The 23193-nt window shown below is 62.2% G+C and carries 17 protein-coding genes and 1 pseudogene; 8 read left to right on the top strand and 10 right to left on the bottom strand.

Translation table 11 applies throughout. The features are described 5' to 3' along the window. The first annotated feature begins 66 nt into the window (after nt 1-66). The 7 genes from AT395_RS16165 to AT395_RS16135 all read left to right on the top strand — a co-directional run bounded on the left by AT395_RS16165 (nt 67) and on the right by AT395_RS16135 (nt 8659). Nucleotides 67-2040 carry an AMP-dependent synthetase/ligase gene (locus AT395_RS16165; RefSeq protein ID WP_042116621.1) on the top strand — a complete coding sequence of 658 codons (1974 nt, stop codon included), beginning with the start codon at nt 67-69 and terminating at the stop codon, nt 2038-2040. 60 nt (nt 2041-2100) lie between these two features. Further along, nucleotides 2101-2907 (top strand): ABC transporter ATP-binding protein, encoded by an 807-nt coding sequence (locus AT395_RS16160; protein WP_042116619.1) that lies wholly within the window; start codon nt 2101-2103, stop codon nt 2905-2907. Nucleotides 2908-2988: 81 nt separating this feature from the next. Beyond that, the gene (locus AT395_RS16155) at nt 2989-3903 is read left to right on the top strand and encodes a branched-chain amino acid ABC transporter permease (RefSeq protein ID WP_042116617.1); all 915 of its coding nucleotides are present in this window, start codon (nt 2989-2991) and stop codon (nt 3901-3903) included. Between the two features lie 66 nt (nt 3904-3969). Next, nucleotides 3970-5046, top strand: coding sequence for a branched-chain amino acid ABC transporter permease (locus tag AT395_RS16150; RefSeq protein ID WP_048629761.1), 1077 nt, complete (start codon nt 3970-3972; stop codon nt 5044-5046). Nucleotides 5047-5178: 132 nt separating this feature from the next. After that, nucleotides 5179-6453 (top strand): ABC transporter substrate-binding protein, encoded by a 1275-nt coding sequence (locus AT395_RS16145; protein WP_224787561.1) that lies wholly within the window; start codon nt 5179-5181, stop codon nt 6451-6453. A gap of 97 nt (nt 6454-6550) precedes the next feature. Further along, the gene (locus tag AT395_RS16140; protein WP_042116614.1) at nt 6551-7363 is read left to right on the top strand and encodes an ABC transporter ATP-binding protein; all 813 of its coding nucleotides are present in this window, start codon (nt 6551-6553) and stop codon (nt 7361-7363) included. A 57-nt stretch (nt 7364-7420) separates the two neighbouring features. Beyond that, nucleotides 7421-8659, top strand: a complete 1239-nt coding sequence (locus tag AT395_RS16135) for a phenylacetate--CoA ligase family protein (protein ID WP_042116613.1) — start codon at nt 7421-7423, stop codon at nt 8657-8659. Nucleotides 8660-8783: 124 nt separating this feature from the next. Here the strand turns inward: AT395_RS16135 and AT395_RS16130 are convergent, their stop codons facing one another. The 7 genes and pseudogenes from AT395_RS16130 to AT395_RS16100 all read right to left on the bottom strand — a co-directional run bounded on the left by AT395_RS16130 (nt 8784) and on the right by AT395_RS16100 (nt 16680). Further along, complete coding sequence (locus AT395_RS16130) at nt 8784-10163, bottom strand: MFS transporter (protein ID WP_048629760.1); 1380 nt, start codon at nt 10161-10163, stop codon at nt 8784-8786. Nucleotides 10164-10236: 73 nt separating this feature from the next. Further along, on the bottom strand, nt 10237-11385 hold the full coding sequence (locus AT395_RS16125; protein ID WP_048629759.1) for an FAD-dependent monooxygenase: 1149 nt from the start codon (nt 11383-11385) through the stop codon (nt 10237-10239). A gap of 42 nt (nt 11386-11427) precedes the next feature. After that, nucleotides 11428-12207 carry a maleate cis-trans isomerase family protein gene (locus AT395_RS16120; protein ID WP_042116607.1) on the bottom strand — a complete coding sequence of 260 codons (780 nt, stop codon included), beginning with the start codon at nt 12205-12207 and terminating at the stop codon, nt 11428-11430. After that, complete coding sequence (locus AT395_RS16115; protein WP_042116605.1) at nt 12204-12692, bottom strand: acyl-CoA thioesterase; 489 nt, start codon at nt 12690-12692, stop codon at nt 12204-12206. The genes AT395_RS16120 and AT395_RS16115 overlap by 4 nt, the downstream gene beginning before the upstream one ends. Continuing rightward, nucleotides 12689-14398, bottom strand: coding sequence for an AMP-binding protein (locus AT395_RS16110; RefSeq protein WP_048629758.1), 1710 nt, complete (start codon nt 14396-14398; stop codon nt 12689-12691). The genes AT395_RS16115 and AT395_RS16110 overlap by 4 nt, the downstream gene beginning before the upstream one ends. A gap of 29 nt (nt 14399-14427) precedes the next feature. Next, nucleotides 14428-15341: pseudogene (locus AT395_RS16105) on the bottom strand (VOC family protein). Nucleotides 15342-15393: 52 nt separating this feature from the next. Then, nucleotides 15394-16680, bottom strand: coding sequence for an alpha/beta fold hydrolase (locus AT395_RS16100; protein WP_048629757.1), 1287 nt, complete (start codon nt 16678-16680; stop codon nt 15394-15396). 184 nt (nt 16681-16864) lie between these two features. On the opposite strand from AT395_RS16100, the gene AT395_RS16095 reads away from it, so the two are divergent. After that, a complete protein-coding gene (locus AT395_RS16095) occupies nt 16865-17548 on the top strand; it encodes a TetR/AcrR family transcriptional regulator (protein ID WP_042116594.1) in 684 nt (227 codons plus the stop codon). Between the two features lie 100 nt (nt 17549-17648). Here AT395_RS16095 and AT395_RS16090 read toward each other — a convergent pair whose 3' ends face one another. The 3 genes from AT395_RS16090 to AT395_RS16080 all read right to left on the bottom strand — a co-directional run bounded on the left by AT395_RS16090 (nt 17649) and on the right by AT395_RS16080 (nt 23003). Next, on the bottom strand, nt 17649-18431 hold the full coding sequence (locus tag AT395_RS16090) for a hypothetical protein (RefSeq protein WP_125347690.1): 783 nt from the start codon (nt 18429-18431) through the stop codon (nt 17649-17651). Between the two features lie 385 nt (nt 18432-18816). Beyond that, nucleotides 18817-21402, bottom strand: a complete 2586-nt coding sequence (gene acnB / locus AT395_RS16085) for a bifunctional aconitate hydratase 2/2-methylisocitrate dehydratase (RefSeq protein ID WP_042116591.1) — start codon at nt 21400-21402, stop codon at nt 18817-18819. 545 nt (nt 21403-21947) lie between these two features. Beyond that, nucleotides 21948-23003: an AI-2E family transporter gene (locus tag AT395_RS16080; RefSeq protein WP_042116589.1), complete on the bottom strand. Its 1056-nt coding sequence runs from the start codon at nt 23001-23003 to the stop codon at nt 21948-21950. Between the last annotated feature and the right edge of the window lie 190 nt (nt 23004-23193).

The raw sequence follows: 23193 nt of genomic DNA, 5'->3' as shown, positions 1-23193 counted from the left end.
CGCCGACCGAGCCACGCCACTCCCCCTCGACTGACGTCGAATCGTGGCGAGACACAGGAGACAGGCATGCAGGAGCGGACCACTTTCCCGCGTTTATTGCTGGCCCATGCTGCAACGCGCGGCGCCCGCACGGCGTATCGGGAAAAAGATCTGGGGATCTGGCAAAGCTGGAGCTGGCAGGAGGCCGCGCACGAAGTCCGGATGCTGGCCTGCGCGTTGGCGGCAGCCGGGTTCAGGCGCGGGGATAACCTCGCTATCGTCGGCAACAACCGTGTGCGCCTGTACTGGGCCATGACGGCCGCACAAGCACTGGGCGGCGTGGCTGTGCCGTTGTATCAGGACGCCGTCGCGGCGGAAATGATCCATGTGCTCGACGACGCCGAAATCGACTTTGCCATCGTTGAAGATCAGGAGCAGGTCGATAAGCTGCTCGAGTTGCGCGAGCGCGTGCCGCGCCTGTCGACCATCATCTACGAGGACCCGCGAGGGCTGCGCAATTACAACGCCGCAGGTTTGCTGTCTTACGCTGATGCCGTGGCGCAGGGGCGCGACTTCAACGCCAGACATCCGCGCTACTTCGACGAGGCGGTCGCGAGCGTCGATCCCGACGACACGGCAACGATTCTCTACACGTCGGGCACGACCGGCAAACCCAAGGGGGTGTGCCACTCGCACGCAGGCCTGATCGGTGCGGCGTTTCATGGCAGCACGTTCGACAGGCTCTCCCCTGGCGACGAGGTGCTCTCCTACCTGCCGATGGCCTGGGTCGGCGATCATCTGTTCTCTTACGCACAGGCGCTGGTGACGGGGTTCACCGTCAATTGCCCGGAGTCGCCCGACACCATCGCGACAGACATGCGCGAGATCGGCCCGACCTACTACTTCGCACCGCCACGCGTTTATGAAAATGTGCTGACACAGGTGATGATCCGTATGGAAGATGCGAATCGCTTCAAACGGAAGATGTTCGCGCATTTCATGACCGTAGCGAACCGTTGCGGTGCGGCGGTGCTCGACCGGCGCCCGGTGCCGCTCCTCGACAGACTGCAATATGCGCTGGGCAATCTCTGCGTCTACGGGCCGCTGCGCAACACGCTTGGCATGAGTCGGATTCGCACGGCATATACCGCCGGGGAGGCCATCGGGCCGGATCTCTTCCGCTTTTATCGCGCAATCGGTATCAACCTGAAACAGTTCTACGGGCAGACGGAGACGTGTGCCTATGTCTGTCTGCAACCGGATCGTGAAGTGCGATTCGACAGCGTGGGGCCGGTAGCACCGGGCATGGAAATCAAGATTGCCGATACCGGAGAAGTGCTGGTGCGCGGCGTGGGATTGCTCAAGGAGTACTACAAACGGCCCGACGCCACGCGCGAAGCGCTCGACGAGGCCGGGTATTTCCGCACGGGCGATGCGGGCATCATCGACGCAGACGGTCATCTGCGCATCATCGATCGCGCGAAAGACGTGGGCAAGCTCGCCTGCGGTTCGTTGTTCGCGCCGAAATACATCGAGAACAAACTCAAGTTCTTCGCGTACATCAAGGAAGCGGTCGCATTTGGAGACGGACGCGACGGCGTGTGCGCGTTCATCAACATCGACATGGACGCCGTGGGCAATTGGGCGGAGCGGCAGAGCCTCGCGTATGCGGGGTATGTCGATCTTGCCGGCAATCCTCGTGTTGCCGAACTGATTCTGGGGTGCGTGGACGCCGTGAACGCGGATCTCGCCAAGGAGCCGGCCTTCTCGGCGGCACAGATTCGGCGCTTCGTGATTCTGCACAAGGAACTGGACCCGGACGACGACGAGCTTACGCGCACGCGCAAGGTGCGTCGCGCATTCATCGCACAAAAGTACGGCGTGCTGGTCGACGCATTTTATTCGGGCAAGTCGACGCAATTCATCGAGACCCGCGTGAAGTTCGAAGACGGACGCGAGGGCAGCGTGAGCGCCACGCTCACGATCCATTCCGCTCGCGTGGTGGGTGCGCGGGCGCCTGTCGACGACCCTGCGCCTGAGAAATTGCGCTGCGCCGCCTGACGTTCGCAACGTTCCCCCTCACCGGCACTCAGCCAGGCATTTCGCAGGAGAAGGAAAGGCATGAACGATAACCGCAAAACCGGCGACATCTTGCTCGATTTGCAGCACATCAGCCTGTCGTTTGGTGGCGTGAAGGCGTTGACGGACATCTCGTTCAACGTTCTGGAGCACGAGGTCCGCGCCATCATCGGCCCGAACGGCGCGGGCAAGAGTTCCATGCTCAACGTGATCAATGGGGTCTACCACCCGCAGCAGGGCACGATCGTTTTCCGTGGGCAGGTGAGACAACGTATGCATCCGACGTCGGCCGCACGTCAAGGGGTGGCCCGCACGTTCCAGAACATCGCCCTGTTCAAGGGCATGACGGTGCTCGACAACATCATGACGGGCCGCAACACCCGGATGCGCTCGGGCCTGCTCGCCAGCGCGATCTGGTGGGGGCAGGCGCGGCGGGAAGAAATGGCCAATCGCGCCAAGGTCGAGGAGATCATCGACTTTCTCGAAATCCAGCACATCCGAAAGACGCCGGTCGGGCGACTGCCGTATGGCCTGCAAAAGCGTGTCGAGCTGGCACGTGCGCTGGCCGCCGAGCCGGAACTGCTGTTGCTCGATGAGCCGATGGCCGGCATGAATCTGGAAGAAAAGCGCGACATGTGCCGCTTCATACTCGAAGTGAACGAAGAGTTCGGCACGACCATCGTGCTGATCGAGCACGACATGGGCGTGGTGATGGATATTTCCGACCGGGTCGTGGTGCTCGACTATGGCAAGAAGATCGGCGACGGAACGCCCGCCGAGGTCAGAAGCGATCCGGAGGTCATACGCGCCTATCTGGGCGCCGCGCAGGGCATGCCTGCTGCGGCATGACAGGTAGACGATAAGCGACGCGCGGCGGGTCAGGCAGCGATCGGCAGGGCGCGAGGGCGTGCAGGCAACTTGGAGACATCGATGCAGTTCTTTCTGGAAATCCTGATCGGCGGGTTGCTCTCGGGGGTGATGTACTCGCTTGTCGCGCTGGGCTTTGTGCTGATCTTCAAGGCCTCGGGCGTATTCAACTTCGCGCAGGGCGCGATGGTGTATTTCGCGGCGCTCTCGGTCGTCGGATTGATGGAGCGAGGTTTGCCGCTGTGGCTGGCCGCCATCGGCGCGTTCGGTGTCATGGTGTTGGTCGGTGTCGCTACGGAACGGTTCGTGTTGCGAAAACTGGTGAATCAGTCGCCCATTACGTTGTTCATGGCCACTATCGGTCTGTCGTTCTTCCTCGAAGGGCTGGCGCCGCTGCTGTGGGGCAACGAGGTGCGGGCGCTGTCGCTGGGTATCGTCGACGAGCCCATTGCGTCGATCATGGACTCCACCGGTGTGCTGGTCAGCAGCTTCGATCTCGCCGCGGCGGGCATTGCGGCCGTGCTGGTCGCGCTGCTCGCACTGTTCTTCAAGGCGACGAGCATTGGCCGGGCACTGCGTGCGGTGGCCGACGATCATCAGGCGGCGCTCTCGCTGGGCATTCCGTTGCAACGGATCTGGGTGGTGGTGTGGAGCGTGTCGGGGTTTGTCGCGCTGGTGGCGGGCATGCTCTGGGGCTCGCGCAACGGTGTGCAGTTTGCCCTGACGATGACCGCGCTCAAGGCGCTGCCCGTCTTGATTCTCGGTGGCTTCACATCGATCCCCGGCGCGATTGTCGGCGGATTGATCATCGGTGCGGCGGAGAAGCTTGCGGAGATCTACGTGCCGCAACTGCTGCAAAGTCAGTTCGGCGGGAATTTCGGCGGTATCGAGGGCTGGTTCCCGTATGTCTTCGCACTGCTGTTCCTGCTGGTTCGCCCAGAGGGGCTGTTCGGCGAGCGGCATATCGATCGGGTCTGAACCGGCGGTCGGCTCAGGACGCAGGACGCAGGACGTACGCGCAAGCATTCATCGCAGAGGCCATACATGTTCTATCGCGAAGCTGGGCAGTTCAAGACATCTTACGAAGCCGACAGTCAGATTTTCCCGATCCGGCAGGATCGAATCGCTGTGTGTACGGTGCTCGCCATAGCCTTCGGCGTGTTGCCGTGGGTTGCCACCGAGTACTGGCTGACGGCGATTCTGGTGCCGTTTCTGGTGTTCTCGCTCGCCGCGCTCGGTCTGAATCTCCTGACGGGCTACGCCGGGCAGCTGTCGCTGGGCACGGCAGCGTTCATGGCGGTCGGCGCCTATGCCTCGTACAACTTTCAGTTGCGTATCGAGGGCATGCCGATTCTCGCCTCGTTCGCCCTCGGAGGTGTCTGTGCGGCACTCGTCGGTATCGCGTTCGGCTTGCCGTCGCTTCGCATCAAGGGCTTCTATCTGGCGGTCGCCACGCTCGCGGCGCAGTTCTTCGTGCTATGGGTACTCACGAAGTTTCCGTGGCTCTCAAACAATAGTTCGTCGGGCGTGATCACCGCGCAGAAGATCTCCATTCTTGGGGTGGACATCGATACGCCGGTGCGCAAATACCTGTTCGTGCTGGGGGTGGTGACGGTCATGGCGCTGGTGGCGAAGAATCTGGTGCGCTCCCACATTGGCCGTGCCTGGATGGCGGTGCGCGACATGGACGTGGCGGCCGAAGTGATCGGCATTCCGCTCATGCGGGTGAAGTTGCTGGCCTTCGCCGTGAGTTCCTTCTATTGCGGCGTGGCAGGTGCGCTCTATGCCTACTGCTATCTCGGTTCAGTCGAGCCCGACGGCTTCTCGCTTGATCTGTCGTTCCGCATTCTGTTCATGATCATTATTGGCGGCGTGGGCAGCATTCTCGGCAGCTTTCTGGGGGCTGCCTTCATTCTGCTGCTGCCGATTCTGCTCGACAGCACACTGCCTGCGATCGCCTCGTTCCTGCATTTGCCGTTCACCAACGCGACCGTCTCGCATATTCAGTTGATGGTGTTTGGCGGTCTCATCATCTTTTTCCTGATTGTCGAACCGCACGGGCTGGCGCGGCTCTGGCAGATTGCCAAGGAGAAGCTGCGCATCTGGCCCTTCCCGCATTGAGTTTCGCCTGGTTCGCGCACCGGGAGTTGCGCGCTGCCAGACACGTTTTGCCATGAATAAAACCACAGATGGAGACACAGCATGAACACGAAACACTTGGCGGTCTCGTTGGGTACGGCGCTCGTGCTCGGCATGGGGAGCGTGGGCGTGTCGTTCGCACAATCGAATGATCAGTTCATCGCGCTCGCTGACTATCGCGTCGGGCCGTATGGCGCGAACGGACAGTCGTTCTATGGCGGTTTCATCGACTATCTGCAATACGTGAATCTGAAGAACGGCGGCGTCAATGGCGTCAAGCTCACATGGGAAGAGTGCGAGACCGAGTACAACAACGCCAAGGGAGTGGAGTGCTACGAGCGCCTCAAGGGCAAGAACCCGGTGACCAAGGGCACGGCGTATCACGTCATGGCTACCGGCATTTCGTACGCGCTGATCGACAAGACGGCGACCGATCAGGTGCCGCTGGTGATGATGGGCTACGGCCGTACCGACGCGGTGGACGGCACGGTATTCCCGTGGGCGTTCCCGCTGGTCACCACGTATCAGATGCAGGCGTCGGCCATCATCAAGTTCCTCGCGGACAAGAACGGCGGCTCGCTCAATGGCAAGAAAATCGTCTTCCTCTATCACGACTCGGCCTACGGCAAGGAACCGATCGTCGCCATGCAGGCAGAGTCGAAGATCAATAAATTCAACCTGATCGAGATTCCGGTAGCGCATCCGGGTAACGAACAGGGCGCGCAGTGGCTGCGCATCCGTCAGGAGAATCCCGACTACGTGGTGTTCTGGGGTTGGGGCGTGATGAACCAGACGGCGCTCAAGGCGGCGCAAAAGGTGGGCTATCCGCGCGAGAAGATCGTGGGTAGCTGGTGGGCCGGTTCAGAGGAAGACACCATTCCGGCGGGCGCGGCAGCCAAGGGGTACATGAGCGCAACGTGGAACGTGGCGGGCAAGCAGGTACCGTTGATTGCCGATATCGAGAAAGTGGTCTACGGCGCGGGCAAGGGCAATATGCAAGACCCGTCGAAGGTCGGTTCGGTGCTTTATAACCGCGGCGTTTCGGCGGCGGTGGCCACGGTCGAAGCGCTCAACACGGCGCAGAACAAGTTCGGCAAGGGCAAGGTCATGACCCCGGTGCAGGTGCGCTGGGCGCTTGAGAACCTGAATATCGACGCCGCCCGGCTCAAGGCGCTCGGCGCCACCGGTTTGCTGCCCGACATCAAGACGAGTTGCGAGGATCACGAGGGGTCGGGCAAGGTGCGTATTCAGCAATGGGACGGTGCCAAGTGGGTGCTCGTGTCCGACTGGATCGAGGGCAACCGGCGTTTGATTCACCCGCTCTTTGAGGCATCGGCCAAACAGTACGCCAAAGAGAAGGGAATCACGCCCGCCTGCTACAAGATGTGATCGACGTCGTCGCCCGCGTGGCAAGGCGCGACGCGGGCGACGGCAGACGAACTACGGCCGGTGGGTGAACCCGGCAGCATCGATTCCGGAGTCATGCATGGAAGCGAGTTTGCGCGTCAACAATATCGAAGTCATATACGACCACGTCATTCTCGTGCTCAAGGGCGTGTCGCTGATCGTGCCGGAAGGCAAGATCGTGGCATTGCTCGGGGCCAACGGCGCGGGCAAGAGTACGACCCTCAAGGCGATTTCGAATCTGCTTCACGCCGAGCGAGGCGAGGTGACGAAGGGCACGATCGACTATCGCGGCGAACGGGTGGAGAAGCTCACGCCGAACGGACTGGTCAAGCGTGGGGTGATTCAGGTGATGGAGGGGCGTCACTGCTTCGGGCACCTGACCATCGAAGAGAATCTGCTGACGGGCGGCTATGTGCGGCATGCATCGCGCAGTGCACAGCAGCATGCGCTCGAACGAATCTACGCGTACTTCCCGCGTCTGAAGACGCGTCGAAAATCGCAAGCGGGTTATACGTCCGGTGGCGAGCAGCAAATGTGCGCGATCGGCCGCGCCATGATGGCGCAGCCGTCGATGATCTTGCTCGACGAGCCGTCGATGGGGCTCGCGCCACAGATCGTGGAAGAGATCTTCGCCATTGTGCGCGATCTGAACCAGCGCGAGAAGGTCAGCTTTCTGCTGGCCGAACAGAACACGATGGCGGCGCTGCGTTACGCGGACTATGGCTACATTCTCGAGAACGGCCGGGTCGTGATGGATGGCGACGCGGCGTCGCTTCGTGATAACGAAGACGTCAAGGAGTTTTACCTGGGGATCGCCAAGGACGGCGCCAGCAGTGCGGGGAGCTTCCGAAACGTGAAGAGCTATCGACGCCGCAAGCGATGGATCGCATGAGCATTCGCGCGCGTGGAGGCGTGGCTGACCGTTAATTCTCAATGTATTTCCGTCTATATGAACGATTACTTCGACACGCTGGAAACTCGTGCGCCGGAGGTTCGCGAGAAGGCCCTGCTGGCTGCGTTGCCGTCGCACGTGTCGCATGCACAGACACGCGCGCCGTATTTCGCGCAGGCACTGGGGGAGGTCGACGCGCAGGCCATCGGCTCGCGCGACGCGTTGGCCGGTCTGCCCGTGACGCGCAAGTCGGATCTGACGGCGTATCAGGTGCGCCATCCGCCACTGGGCGGGATGAACGCGACGCCCCTGGGCGGTCTGGCGCATGTGTACCAGTCACCCGGTCCGATCTACGAGCCGGATGGACGCGGCAGCGACTGGTGGCGCTTTGCACGGGCCATGTTTGCGGCGGGCCTGCGCGCGGGCGATCTGGTCTACAACACCTATTCGTATCACTTCACGCCCGCGGGGATGATGATTGAGACGGGCGCCGCGCGACTGGGATGTTGCGTGTTCCCGGCCGGGGTTGGGCAGACCGAGATGCAACTCGACGCGATTCGTCACTTGCAACCCGTCGCGTACGCCGGCACGCCTTCGTTTCTGAAGATTCTGATCGAGAAGAGCGAGGCGGCCGGCGCGGATATCGGCTGCATCCGGCGGGCGACCCTCTCCGGTGAGGCGCTGCCGCCGTCGTTACGCGATTGGTTCAAGACGCGCGGCATTACGGCGCGGCAGTTATACGGTACGGCCGATCTCGGGTTGATCGCGTTCGAGAGCGACGCACAGGCGGGTCTGATCGTCGACGAGAACGTGCTGGTGGAACTGGTAGAGCCCGGCGGCACGAAGCCGGTGCCGGACGGCGAGATCGGCGAAGTCGTGGTAACGAACTTCAATCCGGACTATCCGCTGATTCGCTTCGCAACGGGGGATCTATCGGCGGTAGAAGCGGGAATCAGCCCGTGCGGGCGCACCAACATGCGGCTCAAAGGCTGGCTAGGACGCGCCGATCAGACCGTCAAGGTACGCGGAATGTTCGTGCATCCGGGGCAGATTGGCGAGATTGGAAAGCGATATCCCGAGTTGGTGCGGCTGCGCCTGCGTGTGGAGGGACGGGTCGGTGACGATCGGATGCGGCTGATTTGCGAAACGAATGCGGCCCCGCCGGAAGGATTGGCGGCCCGTGTGCAGGAGACATTCAGGGATGTGACCCGGTTGCGCGGCGAGGTCGATTTTGTCGCCGCAGGGACACTGCCGGCCGATGGGAAACTGGTCGAGGACGCGCGGGCCTACGATTGAGTCGCCGCCCGGCGTGCGCAAGCGCCTCGAATCGGTCAAGGAGCCCGCATCCGCAAACTGGCCTGACAGTCGCCACGGGAATTCGTCGCGACCGTCAGGCCAGTTCGCCACCGTCGGATCTTAGTCAGATCTTAGAAAGCGAGGCGGGCGATTGCGCTGCGACGACCTCATTGCGCGCTGTCCGTCCCTGCCTTGCCCCTGCGAGCAGAATTCCCAATGCGGCCAGCAATGCCGGTATCGCGAGAATTGTGAACAATCCGGCGTTGCTCCAACCCGCTGCAAGCAGCATGGCGCCGCCGAACGAACCCGCCACTGCCCCGATGCGACCGATGCCTAGCGCCCATGCCACACCGGTCGCGCGATTGGATGTCGGGTAATACGCGGAAGCGATCACGTTCGCGCAGACTTGCGACCCGCTCACGCAGAATCCTGTCACGAAGATACCCAACGCCAGCCACACCGCGCCATTGGCGATCGCCAGCGACGCCAGCGCGAGTGCGCCCAGTACATAGGCTGCCGCAACCACTTTGTACGGGTGGAACCGGTCGATCAGCACGCCCAGCACAATCGCACCCAGCACGCCGCCGCCTTGCAACAATCCCGCGAACATCGATGCCTGCTTGAGCGTCAGGCCGCTGCGCTCGGCCAGAATCGGCAGCCAGTTGATGAGCAGGTACAGCAACAGCAGGCTCATGAAGAACGCGAGCCATAGCAGCAGCGTGCCGCGCCGGTAGTCGCGATGAAACAGTTGCACGACGGGCGAGGATGGCAGGCGATCGTCGGCGGCGGTGTATTGCTGACCCGCGACGACACGTCCCGGCGCGACGCGCGCCAGAATCGCTGCGATTTGCGTTTGCGTACCACCTCGGATCGCCAGAAACCGGACCGACTCCGGCAAGGTGAACCAGAGTACCGGCACGAGCGCCAGCGGCAGCAGTCCGCCAACAGCGAGCAAGCCGCGCCAACCGATACCCGCCACGAGGTAGGCCGTCACCACGCCGCCCAGCGCCGAGCCGAGCGAGAAGCCGCAGAACATCAGCGTGAGCAACGTGCCCCGGCGCCGCTCGGGGCTGAACTCCGAGGTCAGCGTGATCGCGTTGGGCATGGCGCCGCCCAAGCCGAGTCCCGTCAGAAAGCGAAGGGCGATCAGCCATCCGACGTTCGGTGCGAACGCTGCACCGACGCTTGCCGCACCGAACCATGCGACGGACAGCATCAGGACACGGCGTCGACCGATACGGTCCGCCATCGGCCCGCTACAGAACGCGCCCACCATCAGCCCGAGCAATCCGGCACTGAACAAGGGGCCGAGCGAGACCATCGACAACTGCCACTCGGCGCGGATGTGCGGGGCGATGAAGCCGATGATCGCGATGTCGAACCCATCCAGCGCCACGATCAGGAAGCACATGGCGCTGATCATGATCTGGAAGCGCGACACCGGGGTCGCGTTGATGAAGTCCCGCACGTCGACTGACGTGTGCCGGGTGTCGTGCTTGTCCATGAAAGTGTCTCCTGTCCCGATGTGGCGATGCGATGTCGCCCTTTTATGTGGAAGATCCGGATGATGCCGACGGCTACGCGGCATGCTCGCGCACTGAGGCGGCATTGGCCTCGACTTGCGCGATGAACGCCGGATCTCGCTCACGAAGGTCTTCGTGACTGACGCGTCCCGTGCGCAGCATGTAGTCGTACGCGAAGCTCACGGGATCAAGATGCATGCGCTGGTCGACAGACTCGTACCAGTCGAGGCTGCGTCTCGCGGCGTCCTGGAAGCGATCCGATGCACTTCGGCGGCGCTGCTCGAACGATGCGAACGCGGTGGGGATGTCGTGCCGGTGAGCCGACAGCGCTTCGAACAGGGCGATGGCGTCCTGCATGGCCATGCGTGTGCCCGAGCCGAGCGAGAAGTGCACACTGCGCAGGGCGTCGCCAAGCAACACCACGTTGCCGTGCGACCAGCGCGCATTGCTCACCACCCGCGCCTGAAACCAGTTCGACCGGTTGGTCAGCAGCGAATGGCCTTGCAGGTCGTCTGCGAAAATCTGTTCGCAAAACGCGCGGCTCTGCTCCTCGGTGGCGGTACCGAGGCCGCAGCGCTGCCACGTCTCTGGATCGACTTCCACGAGGAACGTTGAGCGATCTGGGCTGTATTGGTACGCGTGCGCCATGAACACGCCGTGCGGTGTCTGGCGGAAGATCAACGACACCGGGTGAAAGCGTTGCGACGTGCCATACCACGCGAATTTGTTCCGCCGCTCATCGAAGCTCGGCATGAAATGATCGGCCATGTGCGTGCGGACTTCGCTATTTACGCCGTCCGCGGCAACGATCACGTCGGCGTCCGGCAATTGAGCGGGATCGGTGACGTGGCTCTGATAACGAACGTCGACACCGGCGTCGGCGCACGCCTGCTGCAACACACGCAACATGTCGATCCGGGACGTGCGCGAGAAATGATTGTTGCTCAGTCGGACGGGCACGCCTTGATGCACGATCTCCATGTAGTCGCAGCGGGTATGGTGCGCTGTGAATTTGCGGAAGAACGCCTCGTCCGCGTCCTTCAGGAAGGCGAGCGCAATGTCGGAGAAGACAACGCCCCAGCCATAAGTGGCATTGGCAGCGTTGCGCTCATGGACGACGATTTCGTCTTGCGGATGACGCTGTTTCGTCAACAGCGAAAAGTACAGGCCGGCAGGCCCGCCACCGATGACGGCGATTCTCATGATGGGCTCCTTGATTTTGGGCTGGCGATGATGGCGATAACCTCAGGCAATGCGAGTCAGCGGCTGCGCACCCGGCACCGACAGCAGGGCGCCTGCTCCGGGCGCGACCGGCGCCAGGCCGAGGTGGTCGAGCATCTGGCGCACGGTGCTCACGGCGGTCGACGTTACGGGCAGGCCGAGCCGGTCCTGTGCGGTCTGGATTGCGGGCAGCGATGGCATTTGCACGCAGGCAGACAGCACTACGACGTCGGCATTCGCCGTGTTGAGGCGCTTGACGTCGTCAAGCAACTGCATGGGATCGCGGCGGCCAACCTCAAGGTTGTCGGGAATTTCGAACGACAGGGCGTCGAGCACTTCGATGCCTTCGTGCTCGATGTACTCGACCACGGCTTGCGTCAGCGGCTTCATGTAAGGGGCCATCAGCGCGATCTTGCGTGCGCCCAGCGTCTTCAGTCCCGCTACGAGTGCGCCGGCCGACGTCATGATGGCGGCTTCGCAATGATTCTCGCGCGCGACACGGCGCAGGTCTTCCTCGACCTGACGGTGGTAGCCCGGCCCCATCGCCATGATGGCCACGAGGCAGGCGGTACTCATGACATCCACGCGCGCATCGGCGAGTTCGGCGGCACAGCGAAGTCCTTCGGCGTTCATCGCTTCCAGTTCTTCCTTCACCACACGATGCATACGCATGCGGCTCGAATGAAACGTAAAGCGCTCGGGCAGGATCTGCTCGCGCGAGCGCAACATGGCAGGAATCTCCGTCTCCATCGTGGTGTTGGAGCTGGGCACGATCTGCCCGATGCGAAATGAAGTGGGGGTCATAACGTGATGTCTCCGGCGAGTGAGGGGGCTACGGCGTGTTCGCAACGCTCCCGGTATTGTTCGAGCGCTGCGCGAAGCACCGGCGGCATGTCGATCGACTCGCGCGTGCCGCGCTGGATGCAGATCGGAGTGAGTCGTGCAATGAAGGCGACATCGTTGTCGGCTTTGCGCGCCGTCATTGCGAGAGCGAAGGTTCTGGTGCGGATCTCGGCGACTTCCACGGTGACGTCGAAGGCATCGTCCGGCCAGAGCGAGCGGCGGAAGTCGAATGCCAGCGCACGGGTGGGCGTGCCGAATCCGTGCCGGTTCTTCACCGCCTGCGGCGTGCCCCCGAAGAGCGAGCCGTAGAACAACTCCGCAATGGAGATGACGTAGTCGGAGAAGGTCGCCGTGTAGACGACGCCGGCCGGGTCGCATTCGCCCCATCTCACCTGACGGCGCACCACGAAAGGCCGCTCGCTCACCACATATTCGGTGCTTATCATGCGTTCTCCTTTGCAGGCCGGACTGTGCCGGTAGGCGCGCTTTCTGCCGCAAGACGTCCGGCGATGGCGGCTCGCAATGCGGCCTTGTCGACCTTGCCAACGCGCGTCACCGGGAATTCGTCGACTGTCTCGATACGCTCCGGGCATTTGAACTTCGCCAGACCGTGGCCGACGAGAAACTCGGCGAGTTCGGTGACGGAAGGGGCAGCATGCCCGGGGCGCAGGATCAGGTAGACGCAACCGCGTTCGCCGTAGACCGGGTCGGGCATGGCGACCAGCTTGGCGTCGGCTACCGCGGGGTGATGGCTGACGAACGCTTCGACTTCTTCGCATCCGATCTTCTCGCCGCCGCGATTGATGTTGTCGCGCAAACGCCCCTCGAAGGCGAAGCAGCGAATCCCGTCGATGACCTTCTCCGTCACCATGTCACCGGTGCGCACGAAGCCGTCCGGCGTCAGGGTCTGGGCCGTTGCTTCGGGGGCCTTGTAATAGCCGCGCAGGCTCGACGGTCCACGGAAGCACAGCTCTCCGGCGGCGCCTTCGCCAGCGGGTGTGTCCGTGCCCGGAAACAGCACGCGAATGTCGTCGTCATCGCACCCCGACAGGCCTTGCGTGTGATGGCGCAACGCCGCAGGCAGGTGAGCGCCAGCGCCCATGAGCAGCCCTTCGGTCGTGCCATAGAGGTTGAAGCACGGCACGCCGAGGTGGGCTTCCAGCGAGTCGGCACGGCTCATCGTGCCAAAGAGTTGCAGGGAGGACAGGTCGTGTTTGCCAACATCCTTGTACGCGATCATCTGCGGCGCGACAGGCCCGATCGACAGGCCATGCGTGACACGGTGTGTTTCGATCAGCGTAAGCATGCGGGCGATGTCGACGCGCGGCATCAACACGGTCGTCATGCCGGTCGCCACGGTCGATGCGAGCACGTAGAGCTGACCGGCGTTGTGCAACAACGGCAGCGACCAGATCATGCGGCTGTGTTCGGTCATGCCGATGTGGCGCATCCATGTCAGCGAGTGACCGATGTACTCCGCATGAAAGCGCGGGATGATCTTCGGCACGCCGGTCGTGCCCCCCGAGAGCTGGAAGCTCAACACGTCCTCGCTGCCGATACGGATGTCGGCCAGCACGGCGCGGGCGCGCTCGGGCGGCATGGCGTGGATCAGACGGTCGATGGCGTGGTAGCCCGCGTCAGCGTGGGTGCGCTGCTCCCCGCGTGCCACCAGCAAATGCTCGAGCGACGGGTGCCGCGCCATCATCCGATGGGCAAACCCGACGAGATCGAACGCAGAGAAGTCCGCTTGCACGAAGTAGCCGCGTGCCTCGGATTGCGAAACCAACTGGCCGATTTCGATTTCCCGGTACTGCGGTACGGCGCATACGGGGACGACACCCGCCTTATAGGCCCCCATCAAGGCGATGACCGTGTCGACGCAGGTGCCCATCTGGAAGATCGCCCGGTCGCCCGGACGCAGGCCCAGCTCGATCAGCGCAGCGCCCAGCCGTTCGCTGCGCATGTCGAGCGCGGCGAAGGTCAGGGTAGCCTCGTCGCTGAGGTAGGCTGCGCGCTCTGGCACACGTGCAGCCGTCGCCCGCAGGGCGTCGCCGAGGGTGCTGTCCACCCAGGCGTTCGACGCGAAATACCGCTGTGCCAGGTCCGGCGGACAGTACGTCACGCCGTCGATCCGGTGATAGATACCGCTCATATTGTCTCCTGCACGTTCCTGTGGCGACGTTATGCGCGCGGGGCGATCCGCACGATGTCGCGTTCGTAGCTTTCGATGCGGGCGTCGAGGCCGCCCGTGAACAATCCGTACCAGACAGCGGGCTTCAGGCCCAGTGCGCGGCGTTCGAAGGCGATCGGTACGTCGCTGGAAATTACGGTGTAGTCGCCGAGGTTTTCCACGCGGCACGACGGCAATTGGCGTGCGGCTTCGGTCAGCGACGCGAACTCGGGTACGTTGAGGACGAAGATTTGCAGCGGTTGTAACGATGGGGTACTCATCATCGACTCTCCCCACGCAGACGTTGGCGCAGGCGCTGCGCCTTGCGTTGCCACACGGTATCGATACTGGTGAACGGGGCGCCGCCGGCCCGGGCTTCGTCTTCGATTTCCATGGCGGCTTCAAGCGTGACCGACGCGTCGCGTGCATCGATACCTTCCAGCGGGCGCAATTTCCGGGTGATCTCGATGAAGTAGCCGTTCGGATCGCGGAAGTAGATCGACTCGATCACTTCGTGGGCGGTTTCGGTCGAGACTTCCACACCGCGGGCTTCGAGCCGCGTCTTCCATGCCCGGAGCGCTTCCGGACTGTCGACCAGCCATGCGGTATGCGTGGCGTCGAATACATGGTCGTCGGGGAACGGTGCGCGGCCGGGACGATGGGCGAGGGATGCCGGCTCCTCGCTGCCGAGATAGTAGAAGAAGGCGATCGTGCTGCCGTGGCCGCTATCGAAGAAGAAGTGCAAGAAGTCCGGGTGTGTCGCCGGCCCCCAGCCGCGCGCCGAGATCGTGTGAATCAGCGGCAGGCCGAGAACGTCGCGATAGAACTCGACCGTCTGCCGCAGTCGCCAGGTTGGCCGCGCCGTGTGATCCACGCCATGCAGACGCAAGGCGAGATCGGCTGCGGGGATGTCGTTCAACTTCATGTCGGGTCTCCCGAAGTTCGATGGTGCAAATTGGAGGTATGGGCAGGGTGCGTTACTGCGGGAAGGTTTCGCGCAGCCAGTCCTGCAGCAAACGGCCCGCAAGGTAGCGCCCGGCCTCTTCGCCTTCGGCCAATGCCCGGCCGTGATGGTCGCCGCGCACGCGCCGGTGCGATTTTTGCGCGGTGCCGAGGCTGGCGTAGATGTCTGCGATGACGCTGGGAAAGCACGCCTGATCGCCCGTGTATTCGATAAGCAGTGTGGGCTGAACGATGGCCGGTGCGGTTTTCGACAGCAAGGCGTTTGAGGACAGTCCCGACCACGTCGAGAGCCAGGCCTCGGGGGAGCAAACGCGGCCGAAACCTACTGAACCGTAGTTCGATGTGAACGGATCGCTGCCCCAGAGCGAGCCGAAGTGCCGGTCGGACGGGTCCAGCGTCAGGTCGAAGCAGCGCAGATCGGCATCGGTTCGCCAGACGGTCATCAATGGTGTGTGGGCTGCCATGCGACGCAGGCGGGCGTCGGGCTGATCTGCACTGCGTTTGAGGCGCTCGCGCGCGCCCTGACGTGTCGCGATCAAGTCACGTGCGATGGCATCGAGACGCGCGACACGAGCGGTTTGCGCGGCGCGGTAGCGTGTCACGAAGTCGGCGTCGTAACGTGTCGAGGGAGCAGCGCCCGGCTGTTTCGGTACGAACCCGTTGGCCGGGTCGAACGGGTCGAGCGTCGGGTCGACGGACAGCGCATCGTGCTCGTTGGTTACCGACGGATCGATGCAGGTCTGCAACAGCGCCCCCTGTCCGGGGTGGGGGGCGACGAAAACCATGCCGTCGACGGTCGGCATATCGAGCGAGGCCAGCTTCGTCGGACGTCCGCCCGGGGTGCGTTCGATGCGCGCTCCCGGGGAGAGCCCTGACTGCTGCGCGTATAGCGCATAGAGGCCACTGCCTCCAGAATTGCCGAGCAGAACGATGCGTTTGAATCCCGCTTCACGGAGAAATCGCATGCTGGCCGCCACATCATAAAGCGCGAATTCGTGTTCGAGGCGCATGTCGTTGCCGACCGAGCGTGGGGCCTGGGTCCACGCGGCGTAACCAGCCTCCACGATTTCCGGGATCAGGTAATGGCATGCCATGAATTCGCGGGGATGCATGATGCACACCACGGTATCTGGCGATCCTGCGGTGTAAAGCGCGCCGCTCGTCGCCGCGCCGTCTGCGGTGCGTAGGACGACGTTGCGCGTCGTCGCACCCAATGGCAGGTCTCGCGGATTCCAGTCCGTGTTGAGAAATCCCGCCGTCGCGCCTCGGGTTTCGCCCGGGCTTTGCTGTCGTTGACTCATCTCCTCACCTCCTTTTTTACATACTAGTTTAATTTTTTACGAATGAGTAAACATTTTTGGGTAAATTTGACGGGTGCGTAAAAAATCTTGAGGCTATCTGCCCGTAAGCCTTTGCGCGGCGGGGGAATTTGGTTATCGTTGGGGTTTTCTGACGCTGTCGTCAAAAGAGAGACCAAGAGTCGTTATGAGCAAAGCACAGACCAAAAGCGACGCGTTGCGGGAGAACATTCTGGAAGTCGCCACGCGGCTGTTCATCGAGCGGGGTTTCGATGGCACGAGCTTCAACGACATTGCGGATGTCGTCGGGGTGAGCCGTCCGGCGCTGTACTACTACTTCAAGAGCAAAGAAGCGATTCTCGAAGTGTTGACCACGGTGGTCACTCGCGCGGCGGGGGCGCTGGCGTCTGAGGCGTTACCGGAGGATATGCGGCAACCGGCCGCGATGCTGCGGCATCTGGTGCTGCGGCACGCGCATCTGATCCTGACGCATCCGTTGCAATTCCGCGTGGTGGAACGCAACGAGGACAATTTGCCGCTCAAGCAGAGGAAGCTGGCCGAGCAGTCGCGCCGTGCGGTGCTGGAGCAGTTCCGGCAAGCGATCGAGTTGGGTATCGAGCGCGGTCAGTTTCGCGTGATGGATGCGAAGGTCGCCGCTTTTTCGATCATCGGCATGTGTAACTGGACGGCCTGGTGGTTCACGCCCTCCGGCCCGCGCAACGTTGACGAGATCGCGGAACAGATTGCCGATATGGCGCTGCGCTCGGTCGAACAGGAGGCCGGGCGGCAGTTGAGCGAGCAGAGTGCTGCGGGGGTGCTGAAGTTGCTGCGCGACGATATCGATTTGCTGGAGCGGCATATCAAATCGTGAGCGCGTTGCAACGCTTGGGCGGAAGGAGGGGAGCGGGAGGTAGCGCGCTTATTGGTGGCGCCCCTCCTGCTTGTGCTGCTATGCGCGGCGGAATTTGGGGTTAGCCCGGCGATGCCTGTTTTTCGGTCGTGGCGGAAATCCCAGTCAGGACCATCGGTGCGACCCAAGCCACGTAATCCTGCCCGCGCTGCTGCCCCATTTGTTGCAGAAAGCCTCGGAACTGCGCCGACTTGTCGTTGGTCTTCTTGCCCAGTTCGGAGTCGATGTCAAAGCCAAAATAGGTCGGAACGACCTGCTTGTCGTTCACGACCCACTGGATCACTTCCGTGACGGATTTCACGCCGTCATATTTCCGGTGGAGATTGGCGATGTCGTTGGTATAACGCTGCTCGTAGCTTTGCCGCGATCCTTCCAGCGACGCGGTATTCGCGCCGGCATTGGCCTTGTCCAGTTCTGCCTGGTAGCGTTCCAGTTCCGATGCCGCGTAAGCCCGGGAGGCGTCCCACACTTGCCTGGCCTTCAGCGCCGACGGGCCATCCATGCCGGCCGTTTGGGCCTGGCTCTTCTCGTCGATCTGCTGCAATTCGGCTTTCTTCTCTTCAACGAGCTTCGCATAGCGAGCCGCGTCGCCCGCCGCGCCTTCAATCGCTTTCCCGAGGTTCTCGTTGCTCGCCTTGAGATAGCCGTTGATCTCTTCGATCTGTGCGTCGCGAACCTTGTTCAGCTCGGCGACGGCGTCGTTCAGTTCGCAGCGATATTCGACCGCCGTGCGGTTGCTGCTGTCTTTGAACGTTTTCCAACTGACGCTTTTACAGGCGGCCCGTTCGGACAATGCTGAGCCATAAGTTTGCGTGGCATCGACAGGGTCGCTGGCGGCTTTCACCTGACCGATTTCAGAGTCCTCGCAACCCGCCAGAAGGGCACAGAGCAGCGCCGTGGCGACGCCATATCGTAATCTCAGATTCATCTCGTCTGCTTGTGATAATGAAACGGCCTCGTATTGCTGCGGTGGAAATTCACAAGATTCCGGTGGCCGCAGACTTGAGGATTGCTACGCCCGGACGACCGGCGCCGGACCGTCTGAGGGATAACGGCAGTTTTCTGCGGATGTTTAATAGGTTTGATGACCCACGCGACTTGCCCCTGGCTAACCGCGGTCCATCGCGTCCATAAAAAAATGGCGCCGGGAGCGCAAGGCTCCAGACGCCATTCGATAGTGATGCTGCCGGGTTACCGCGCAAACCGCGCGCTGTCGCCCGGCGTCAGACTTACATCTGCACCGTGTCAGCCACTTCCTTGAAGTCTTCGATCTGATCGAAGTTCATGTACTTGTAGATCTTGTCGCCGTTGGTCGCGAGCACCCCCATGTCGGCCATGTACTCTTCCTTGCTCGGAATCTTGCCCAGACGCGAGCAGATCGCTGCGAGTTCGGCCGAGCCAAGGTACACGTTCGTGTTCTTGCCCAGACGGTTCGGGAAGTTGCGGGTCGACGTGGACATGACCGTTGCCCCTTCACGCACTTGTGCCTGATTACCCATGCACAACGAGCAGCCCGGCATTTCCGTACGGGCACCGGCCGTGCCGAAGACGCCATAGTGACCTTCTTCGGTCAACTGCTTCTGGTCCATCTTGGTCGGCGGGGCAACCCACAGCTTGACCGGAATGTCGCGCTTGCCTTCGAGCAGCTTCGACGCCGCACGGAAGTGACCGATGTTGGTCATGCACGAACCGATGAACACTTCGTCGATCTTCGCGCCCGCCACATCCGAGAGGGTCTTCACGTCGTCCGGATCGTTCGGGCAAGCCACGATCGGCTCGTGGATGTCGGCCAGATCGATCTCGATGACCGCGGCGTACTCGGCGTCGGCGTCCGGCGAGAGCAGCTTCGGATCGGCCAGCCATTGCTCCATCGCCGTGATACGGCGTTGCAGGCTGCGCGGGTCCTGATAGCCCTGGGCGATCATCCACTTCAACAGCGTAACGTTGCTGTTGAGGTACTCGATGATCGGTTCCTTGTTCAAATGCACCGTGCAACCGGCGGCCGAGCGCTCGGCGGAGGCATCCGACAGTTCGAACGCTTGCTCGACCTTCAGGTCGGGCAAGCCCTCAATTTCAAGGATGCGGCCCGAGAAGATGTTCTTCTTGCCTTGCTTGGCCACGGTCAGCATACCTTGCTTGATGGCATACAGCGGGATCGCGTTCACCAGATCGCGCAGCGTGACACCCGGCTGCATCTTGCCCTTGAAGCGGACCAGCACTGACTCGGGCATGTCCAGCGGCATCGTACCGGTGGCTGCCGCGAAGGCGACCAGACCCGAGCCTGCCGGGAAGCTGATGCCGATCGGGAAACGCGTGTGCGAGTCGCCACCGGTGCCCACGGTGTCGGGCAGCAGCATGCGGTTCAGCCACGAGTGGATCACGCCGTCGCCCGGACGCAGGGCGATACCGCCGCGCGTGCTGATGAAGTTCGGCAGGGTCTGGTGCGTCTTCACGTCCACCGGCTTCGGATAAGCCGCGGTGTGGCAGAACGATTGCATGACCAGATCGGCGGAAAAGCCCAGGCATGCCAAATCCTTGAGCTCGTCGCGGGTCATCGGGCCAGTGGTGTCTTGCGAGCCGACCGAGGTCATCTTCGGTTCGCAGTACGTGCCCGGACGAATGCCCTGACCTTCAGGCAGGCCGCAGGCGCGCCCGACCATCTTCTGTGCCAGCGAGAAGCCACGGCCGGTATCGACCGGCTGCTGCGCGAGGCGGAACAGCGTCGACGGGGGCAGGCCGAGCGCTTCGCGGGCCTTGGCGGTCAGACCGCGACCGATGATGAGGGGAATACGGCCACCGGCGCGCACTTCGTCGAACAACACGTCGGACTTGACCTGGAATTCGGCAATGACTTCACCGTTCTTCAGGGCCTTGCCTTCGTACGGACGCAGTTCGACCACGTCGCCCATTTCCATTTTCGACACGTCGAGTTCGATCGGCAGGGCGCCGGCGTCTTCCATTGTGTTGTAGAAGATCGGGGCGATCTTGCTGCCCAGACACACGCCGCCGAAGCGCTTGTTCGGGATGAACGGGATGTCTTCGCCGGTGAACCAAAGCACCGAGTTGGTGGCCGACTTGCGCGACGAACCGGTACCGACCACGTCACCCACATAGGCGACCAGATGGCCCTTTTCCTTGAGCGATTCGATGAATTTGACCGGACCGCGCTTGCCGTCTTCTTCCGGGGTGATGCCCGGGCGCGCATTCTTGAGCATCGCCAGTGCGTGCATCGGAATGTCAGGGCGCGTGGTGGCGTCCGGCGCCGGTGAGAGGTCGTCGGTGTTGGTTTCGCCCGTCACCTTGAACACGGTGATGGTCAGGCTTTCCGGCACTTCCGGACGGCTGGTGAACCATTCGGCATCGGCCCAGCTTTGCAGCACGGCGCGCGCATTGGCATTGCCCTTGTCGGCCAGTTCCTTGACGTCATGGAACTGATCGAACATCAGCAGGGTTTTCTTGAGGGCGTCGGCAGCGACGGTGCCGACTTCGGCGTCCTGCAGCAGTTCGATCAGCGGCTGAATGTTGTAGCCGCCGAGCATCGTACCGAGCAGTTCGGTCGCGCGGGCACGCGAGATGAGCGCGCACGGGGTTTCGCCCTTGGCAACGGCGGCGAGGAAGCCAGCCTTCACGCGAGCGGCTTCGTCCACGCCGGCAGGCACACGATGGGTGATCAGGTCGAGCAGGGTCTGCTCTTCTCCAGCCGGCGGGTTCGTCAGCAATTCGACCAGTTCGGCGGTCTGCTGTGCCGTCAGCGGCAGGGGAGGAATACCAAGCGCGGCGCGTGCGGCCACGTGAGCACGATAGTTTTCAAGCATGGGGAGACCTGCTGTGTTGCGTTTCGGGGGAAGGCCTGTCAGGCCTCCAAGGCTATACCGGGCGCTACTTTGATCGTGATTTTAGTCCGGGCGCTTCGTTGCGTCAAATGTCTTATATCTTATATAAGAGTTGAGTGGCGTGATTGAGACGCCAACATGGCCAGACGATTGCCGAAATCGGGAAAGATTGCCCGGGAACGTTTCAACGGCGCCGCGGGGCGGGGGGGGCCACGAAGGCGGGGCGGTCGCTACGAGCGCCTCGGGGTTTTGAATTTTCCGTCCCTGGCATTGAGTTCTGATGTGGGATGCCGAATCCCGGGCGATCTGTCTTGTGACGCCGTGACGCTCAGGTTACGCTGGTTTCCAACGATTGCGCGGCTCAACTCGAAGGCGTTGATGCAGGCGAATCGTTCTCCCCGCGGTGTACCTCCACCGCACCTCTCTTTGCTGGCCCCCCAGTTGGCAAGGAGCCTCGCCGCCTCGATCGAGGCGGTTTTTTTGTGCGCCGGCGCGCCGTACAAGCCTCCGGGCGCGGCACTACACGCTCATTTCCCTTCGGAAGGTGGCGGAAGCATGGCGTCGGGCGCGCCGTCGTGCGATATGAGAATTGCCAGCCAGCGTGAGCTTTCGAACTGCGCCGCGATCACCATCACAAGGACGGTTAGCGGGGTCGACAGAATCGCGCCGGGCATACCCCACACCAGCGTCCAGATGCCCAATGCGAACAGTCCGAAGAGTGGGTCGGTATTGGTGCTTTTCGCCTGGAGCTTGGGCTGTACGAGATTGTGCGCGATCTGGAAGATCGAAAGCGTGACGGCAAACACCACGAGCGGCATCGTGATCGAATCGCTATGAATCGCTGCAAATAATGCAGGCACGACGCTCGCGACGAACGGTCCGATCACGGGCATGAAGGCGAGAAGAAACACCGTTACCGCCCAGAATGCCGTATTGGGCAGTTCGGCAACGCGGAAGACCACGGCGGAGATCACGGCAATGGCCAGATTGATCGCCGTCTGAGAGATCAGATACGCCTGCACGCCATGCACGATCTTGTTGAGCACAATGCGTTGAGAATTCGCTCGGGCCTCGCTCGTCGTGATCCTCAGAATCTTGGGATCGCGGCTTCTCGTCGCCCCAAACAGCATGAACACAAGAAACAGCAAGGTTAGAAATGCCATCGACACGGCATTCCCCAACCATGAGGCAAGGCTGTGTTCGAGCTGGGGCAAATCGATCAAGCCGAGCACGGTTGCCAGATCGAACTTCCGTCCAAAGCCCACCGTGGCAGACCGGATCAGGCGGTCGAGTTGCCCCGGCAGGTCGGGGGACGCTTTGATGAGATCGCTGATGCCCTGAAGCGTGATGATGAAAATGCTATAGGCGCTGAAGCCCACAATCGCTGCGCTCGCCACCAGGACCAGCCATTTCGGCGCCCGCGGCAGCAGGCGTACGACCACGGAGACAATGCCCGAGATCAGAATTCGCAGAAGGATGGCGAGGAAGAAAGGAATGAGTACCGGGCGAAGAAAATACAGGATTGCCAGACCTGCGGCTACGCCCGTTGTTGTCTGTGCAACGGACCCAGGTGTTGTTGTCATGATGGATTTTCTTTACGGTAGAGGCAGAAAACGCGGCTCGAATCACGCGTCTTTCGTCCGCAAGAATATCAGGCAAATTTGTTGCGGGGATATGGCGTCGGTATGGCAGGCCGGGGGAGCACGCGCAAGTCGGCATGTACAAAAAAGGCCGCCTCGCTATGTCAGCAGGCGGCCCCAATCATCTTGCCAA

It is taken from the genome of Pandoraea apista (genome assembly GCF_001465595.2).
GTDB lineage: Bacteria > Pseudomonadota > Gammaproteobacteria > Burkholderiales > Burkholderiaceae > Pandoraea > Pandoraea apista.
This window is presented reverse-complemented; position numbering and strand designations above follow the sequence as displayed.

Excerpts from the sequence above, each read along its gene's own strand:
- AT395_RS16165 (WP_042116621.1), top strand. The coding sequence starts at position 67 with ATGCAGGAGCGGACCACTTTCCCGCGTTTATTGCTGGCCCATGCTGCA.
- AT395_RS16160 (WP_042116619.1), top strand. The coding sequence starts at position 2,101 with ATGAACGATAACCGCAAAACCGGCGACATCTTGCTCGATTTGCAGCAC.
- AT395_RS16155 (WP_042116617.1), top strand. The coding sequence starts at position 2,989 with ATGCAGTTCTTTCTGGAAATCCTGATCGGCGGGTTGCTCTCGGGGGTG.
- AT395_RS16150 (WP_048629761.1), top strand. The coding sequence starts at position 3,970 with ATGTTCTATCGCGAAGCTGGGCAGTTCAAGACATCTTACGAAGCCGAC.
- AT395_RS16145 (WP_224787561.1), top strand. The coding sequence starts at position 5,179 with ATGGGGAGCGTGGGCGTGTCGTTCGCACAATCGAATGATCAGTTCATC.
- AT395_RS16140 (WP_042116614.1), top strand. The coding sequence starts at position 6,551 with ATGGAAGCGAGTTTGCGCGTCAACAATATCGAAGTCATATACGACCAC.
- AT395_RS16135 (WP_042116613.1), top strand. The coding sequence starts at position 7,421 with ATGAACGATTACTTCGACACGCTGGAAACTCGTGCGCCGGAGGTTCGC.
- AT395_RS16130 (WP_048629760.1), bottom strand. The coding sequence starts at position 10,163 with ATGGACAAGCACGACACCCGGCACACGTCAGTCGACGTGCGGGACTTC.
- AT395_RS16125 (WP_048629759.1), bottom strand. The coding sequence starts at position 11,385 with ATGAGAATCGCCGTCATCGGTGGCGGGCCTGCCGGCCTGTACTTTTCG.
- AT395_RS16120 (WP_042116607.1), bottom strand. The coding sequence starts at position 12,207 with ATGACCCCCACTTCATTTCGCATCGGGCAGATCGTGCCCAGCTCCAAC.
- AT395_RS16115 (WP_042116605.1), bottom strand. The coding sequence starts at position 12,692 with ATGATAAGCACCGAATATGTGGTGAGCGAGCGGCCTTTCGTGGTGCGC.
- AT395_RS16110 (WP_048629758.1), bottom strand. The coding sequence starts at position 14,398 with ATGAGCGGTATCTATCACCGGATCGACGGCGTGACGTACTGTCCGCCG.
- AT395_RS16100 (WP_048629757.1), bottom strand. The coding sequence starts at position 16,680 with ATGAGTCAACGACAGCAAAGCCCGGGCGAAACCCGAGGCGCGACGGCG.
- AT395_RS16095 (WP_042116594.1), top strand. The coding sequence starts at position 16,865 with ATGAGCAAAGCACAGACCAAAAGCGACGCGTTGCGGGAGAACATTCTG.
- acnB (WP_042116591.1), bottom strand. The coding sequence starts at position 21,402 with ATGCTTGAAAACTATCGTGCTCACGTGGCCGCACGCGCCGCGCTTGGT.
- AT395_RS16080 (WP_042116589.1), bottom strand. The coding sequence starts at position 23,003 with ATGACAACAACACCTGGGTCCGTTGCACAGACAACAACGGGCGTAGCC.